Source organism: Candidatus Sodalis sp. SoCistrobi (genome assembly GCF_900143145.1).
Classification (GTDB): Bacteria; Pseudomonadota; Gammaproteobacteria; order Enterobacterales; family Enterobacteriaceae; genus SoCistrobi.
In genome coordinates, this window is record NZ_FRDB01000208.1 from 1 (window position 1) to 5,018 (window position 5,018).

5 protein-coding genes and 1 tRNA gene are annotated in these 5,018 nt (G+C 57.0%); all 6 read left to right on the forward strand.

Features of this window, described 5'->3' with window-relative positions:
- A partial coding sequence (locus tag CINSTRO3249_RS12645) for an IS4 family transposase (protein ID WP_074012293.1) occupies window positions 1-138 on the forward strand: 138 nt, incomplete at its 5' end.
- Window positions 129-1,544, forward strand: a complete 1,416-nt coding sequence (gene aspA / locus CINSTRO3249_RS12650) for an aspartate ammonia-lyase (RefSeq protein ID WP_074013539.1) — start codon at window positions 129-131, stop codon at window positions 1,542-1,544. The genes CINSTRO3249_RS12645 and aspA, both read left to right, overlap by 10 nt.
- A gap of 69 nt (window positions 1,545-1,613) precedes the next feature.
- Window positions 1,614-1,982 carry a divalent cation tolerance protein CutA gene (cutA, locus tag CINSTRO3249_RS12655; RefSeq protein WP_084790226.1) on the forward strand — a complete coding sequence of 123 codons (369 nt, stop codon included), beginning with the start codon at window positions 1,614-1,616 and terminating at the stop codon, window positions 1,980-1,982.
- Window positions 1,958-3,730, forward strand: coding sequence for a protein-disulfide reductase DsbD (locus CINSTRO3249_RS12660; RefSeq protein ID WP_074013541.1), 1,773 nt, complete (start codon window positions 1,958-1,960; stop codon window positions 3,728-3,730). The genes cutA and CINSTRO3249_RS12660 overlap by 25 nt, the downstream gene beginning before the upstream one ends.
- Before the next feature lie 43 nt (window positions 3,731-3,773).
- A complete protein-coding gene (locus CINSTRO3249_RS12665; protein WP_074013542.1) occupies window positions 3,774-4,349 on the forward strand; it encodes a division control transcriptional repressor DicD in 576 nt (191 codons plus the stop codon).
- A 106-nt stretch (window positions 4,350-4,455) separates the two neighbouring features.
- A tRNA-Phe gene (locus CINSTRO3249_RS12670) sits at window positions 4,456-4,531 on the forward strand.
- The last annotated feature ends 487 nt before the right edge of the window (window positions 4,532-5,018 follow it).

The window sequence follows — 5,018 nt, forward strand, 5'->3', positions numbered from 1 at the left end:
GTTGCGCAACTCGGAGGCTTTCTTGCTCGAAAAGGCGACGGTGAGCCAGGCGCAAAAACTATCTGGAAAGGCTTGCAGAAAGTCATGACGGCCGCCGAAACGCTACGCGCGCTCAGGCACGAACAGAGATGTGTATAACGAGGTGGGCTGACGCCTATCCGGCTGACGCCTATTATGGCATTCACACCTTGCGCGCCAGCGAGAATTTTTACATCAGCAACACGCGTATCAGTGATATTCCCGAGCTGGTACGCGGCATGGTGATGGTTAAAAAAGCCGCCGCGCTGGCCAATAAGGAACTGAAGACATTGCCGCGCAGTATTGCCGACATCATCGCCCGCGCCTGCGATGAAGTGCTGGTCCGGGGACGTTGCATGGATCAGTTTCCGGTAGACGTATTTCAAGGCGGCGCCGGCACCTCCGTTAATATGAACACAAATGAAGTGCTGGCAAATATCGGCCTGGAATTAATGGGGCACCAGAAAGGGGAATACCAATTCCTCAATCCCAATGATCATCTTAACTTATGTCAGTCCACTAATGACGCTTATCCCACCGGTTTTCGCCTGGCGGTATATCACGCGCTTCAGCGTTTGGTGGAAGCGATCGATTACTTGGGGGCGGGCTTTGAACAGAAAGCGCAGCAATTTGCCGGTATTTTGAAAATGGGCAGGACAAAGCTGCAGGACGCGGTTCCCATGACGCTCGGACAGGAATTCCACGCCTTTAACGTGTTGTTAAAAGAGGAAAACAAAAACCTGCTGCGTACCGCTGAATTGCTGCTGGAGGTGAATCTCGGTGCGACCGCCATCGGCACCCGTCTCAACACCCCGGAGGGATATCAAGCACTGGCGGTTGAGAAGCTGGCGCAGATAAGCGGTCTGCCCTGCGTCCCGGCCGAGGATTTGATTGAAGCCACCTCCGACTGCGGCGCCTATGTTATGGTCCATAGCGCCTTAAAGCGCCTGGCGGTGAAGCTATCCAAAATCTGCAACGACCTGCGGCTGCTGTCTTCAGGACCGCGCGCCGGCCTCAACGAAATCAATCTGCCCGAACTGCAGGCGGGATCGTCGATTATGCCCGCCAAGGTCAACCCCGTGCTGCCGGAAGTGGTGAATCAGGTGTGCTTTAAGGTTATCGGCAACGATACGTGCATCACCATGGCGGCGGAAGCGGGTCAGTTACAGTTGAACGTGATGGAGCCGGTCATCGGCCAGGCGATGTTTGAGTCGCTGCATATTCTTACTAATGCCTGTTACAATTTGCAGGATAAATGCATCGGCGGTATTACCGCCAATCAGACCATCTGCGAGCAATATGTCTTTAATTCCATCGGTATCGTGACCTATCTCAACCCGTTTATCGGCCATCACAATGGCGACATCGTCGGCAAAATCTGTGCGGAAACCGGGAAAAGCGTCCGAGAGGTGGTGCTTGAGCGCGGCCTGCTTACCGCAGCGCAATTAGACGATATTTTCTCGCTACAAAACCTGATGTATCCAGAATACAAGGCCAGACGCTATTCCGACGACACCCCGTCCTGACCCTGCACTGTCGCCGGCGGCGCGAACAGGCTATAATGCCCGCCGGCGTTTTCCACACGAGGGGTGATAATGGCAGCTAACCCACAGGGCAAACCGGGCGGCGACCGCCTACAGCCCGAGAACCCGGGGTGGTGTCTCATCCTTTGCACCGCGCCCGATGACGCCTGCGCCCGCGACATCGCCCGGCGCTTGTTGGCCGGCAAGCTTGCCGCCTGCGTTACTCTGTTGCCCGGCGCCACGTCGTTGTATTTCTGGCAGGGCGCGCTCGAACAACAGGCTGAAGTGCAATTGCTTATCAAAAGCCACGCGCCTCTGCAACAGGCCGTGTTCGCGCAAATTAAAGCCCATCATCCCTATCAAACCCCGGAGTTATTGGTCCTGCCCGTCATAGGCGGCGATCCCGATTATCTATCATGGCTCAACGACGCTTTACGCTGATATTGCTGGCATGGCTACTATGCCTGCTGCCGCTGCTGCCTGCCCATGCCGCCTTGTTCGGCAATTCTCATGGCAACCAGTTCATTCCTGCGGAACAAGCGTTCCGCTTCGATTTCCGCCAGCAGGGGTCGCAACTGAGGCTGAGCTGGGATATCCATCCCGGCTACTATTTGTACCGCCAGCAAATCCAGCTGGAGCCGGTCAATGCGACCCTCGGCGCCTTCACGCTGCCTGCCGGTAGCCGCCACCATGACGAATTTTACGGCGATGTGGCGATTTACCGCGATGAGCTGCTCATCACGGTGCCGCTGACGCAGGCCCAAAACGACAGCCAGCTTCGCGTCAGCTGGCAAGGCTGCGCCGAAGCGGGCTTTTGCTACCCGCCAGAAACCCAGGTCATCCCCCTGTCGGCCATAGCAGCAACACCGCCAGGCGGGGCAGGGCCAGGTAGCGTCGCCCTCATCCCGGCACCCTCACCCGCCGTCGGCCAAAGCCTTATCACCCCGGCGCCTCCGCCCCAAAGCAATAAAGTGCCGTTTTCCCCGCTGTGGGCGCTGCTTATTGGTATCGGCATCGCCTTTACGCCCTGCGTGCTGCCGATGTATCCACTGATTTCCGCGGTGATCCTCGGCAACCGACGACAACTCAGCACCTCCCGGGTATTGCTGTTGGCGGTGGTCTACGTGATGGGAATGGCTATCACCTACACGCTATTAGGGGTCGCGGTAGCCGCCGCCGGCCTGCAATTTCAGGCGGCGCTGCAACAACCCGCCCTGCTGATCGGGCTTGCCATACTGTTTATCCTGCTGGCGTTGTCGATGTTTGGCGTCTTTAACCTGCAATTACCCCCGGCGCTACAGACCCGTCTGGCGCTGTGGAGCAACCGCCAGCGTCAAGGCACCCTGCCCGGCGTTTTTATCATGGGCGCCCTGGCGGGTCTGTTTTGCTCCCCCTGCACTACCGCACCGCTAAGCGCCATTTTGCTCTACATCGCTCAGAGCGGGAATCTCTGGTTCGGCGGTTTCACCCTGTGGCTGTATGCGGTAGGGATGGGCATTCCTTTGATATTGGTCGCGCTGTTCGGCCATCGGCTGCTTCCCAAGAGTGGCCCCTGGATGCAGCAGGTCAAACAAGGATTCGGCTTCGTTATTCTGGCGCTGCCGGTGTTCTTGCTGGAGCGCGTCTTGGGCGATAGCTGGGGCACGCGACTTTGGAGCCTGCTGGGCGTCGCGTTTTTCGGCTGGGCTTTTATGCTGTGCCTGCAGGCACGCTGGCGCGGCGCGCGGTGGTTGGCGGTGCTCCTGCTGGGCTTGACGCTGATCAGCGCGCGGCCGCTGCAGGATTGGCTTTGGGTCGCACCGGCCGGCACGGCGTCAGCCACCGACGCCGCACCGCGGTTTCAGCCTGTTCAAACGCTAGCGCAGATCACGCAGGCACTTAACGCCGCCCCCGAAAAATTGGTCATGCTTGATTTGTACGCCGACTGGTGCGTGGCCTGTAAGGAGTTTGATAAATATACCTTTCGCGATCCCGCCGTGGTCGAACAAATGAACCGCCTGACCCTGCTACAGGCGGATGTCAGCGCCAATGCACCAGCGCAGAAAATGCTGCTTGGCCAACTGCGCGTGATGGGTCTGCCCACCATTTTGTTTTTCGACAGCCGCGGCAATGAAGTACCCGGCTCGCGAGTAACCGGTTTTATGAACGCGGCGGAGTTTGCACAACATTTGCGGAAACTGTCCCCGTGAGCGACACTCAGGCAAGGCAACTGCCGGTTAACCAGGAGGAAACGTGCAACGAGAACACATACGCGATCGGGCGTTGAGCCTGCTTGAGCAACGCGGTTTCGCGCGGGTTTCATTGCCGATGCTGGCCGAGGAACTGACTCTGACGCTGCCACAGTTGAGCGCTTATTGGCCGGATCGGGAAGCGTTACATCATGATTGCCTGCAGTATCATGCCGGCCAGGTCGACGAATGGCGTAGCCGCGTACTGCAAGATGAGGCGATGGATGCGCAGCAAAAACTGCTGGCGCGCTATCATATTCTGGCAGAGCAGGTTGAGCAACAGCGTTACCCAGGCTGCCTGTTTATTGCCGCCTGCAGCTTTTACCCCGCAACAACGCACCCGATCCATCAGTTGGCCGAACGGCAAAAACAGGCTTCTTACCGCTACACCCGGGCGCTGCTGGTAGAGCTGGAGGCTGACGATCCGACCATGGTCGCCCAGCAGATGGAGCTGGTGCTTGAGGGCTGTTTGAGTAAATTGCTGGTCAAACATAACGCCCAGGATGTGGCGGTTGCGCGTCGCCTGGCGGAGGATATTTTACGTTTGGCGTTGTGCCGTAAAAATGGCGCCTTGAGCTGAATTTTCCTCATTTTGCCTGAAAACTCAGCAATTGGCGGCGGTTTCGCGTATTTCCAGGATAAACCCGTTGACGAAAACGAGCCAATACGGTTTAATGCGGCTCGTTGCCCGGATAGCTCAGTCGGTAGAGCAGGGGATTGAAAATCCCCGTGTCCTTGGTTCGATTCCGAGTCCGGGCACCATTATTTCAAGGGGTTACGTAAGTAGCCCCTTAGCCTTCAGAATATTTCAGAATACCCGTTCAGAATACCCCGTTCCGTAACTTGCATAACCATGCAGTACAGCTTACGTGCATCATCTCAACAAAAGCGCACAAAACGCCTCAAAATCCGCTATGGTAGAGGCCAAGAGGCGAACCATCCGGCAGCTTGTGCGCAAGCGTGAGAACGTGGATAGCGTGATGGGCGAAATAGATAGCCTGCTTACTGAGGCAAGCCAGAGCAACGCCTTCATGCTCACTGATACACTGACCCGCTGGCATGAGTCCGAGCTCGGCCAGTTCGCGCAGAGGCACTGATGGTGGCCCCGCTTCGTTGAGGGGGCGGGGTAATTTTTCTCTTGCTTAACAACACAGCGTACTACTACACTGGGGCTATACCCCATTTACGATGTCCAAACACGAGGAAGATGATATGACTAGGTTATTAAATATTGTCGCTCGAGCTATCA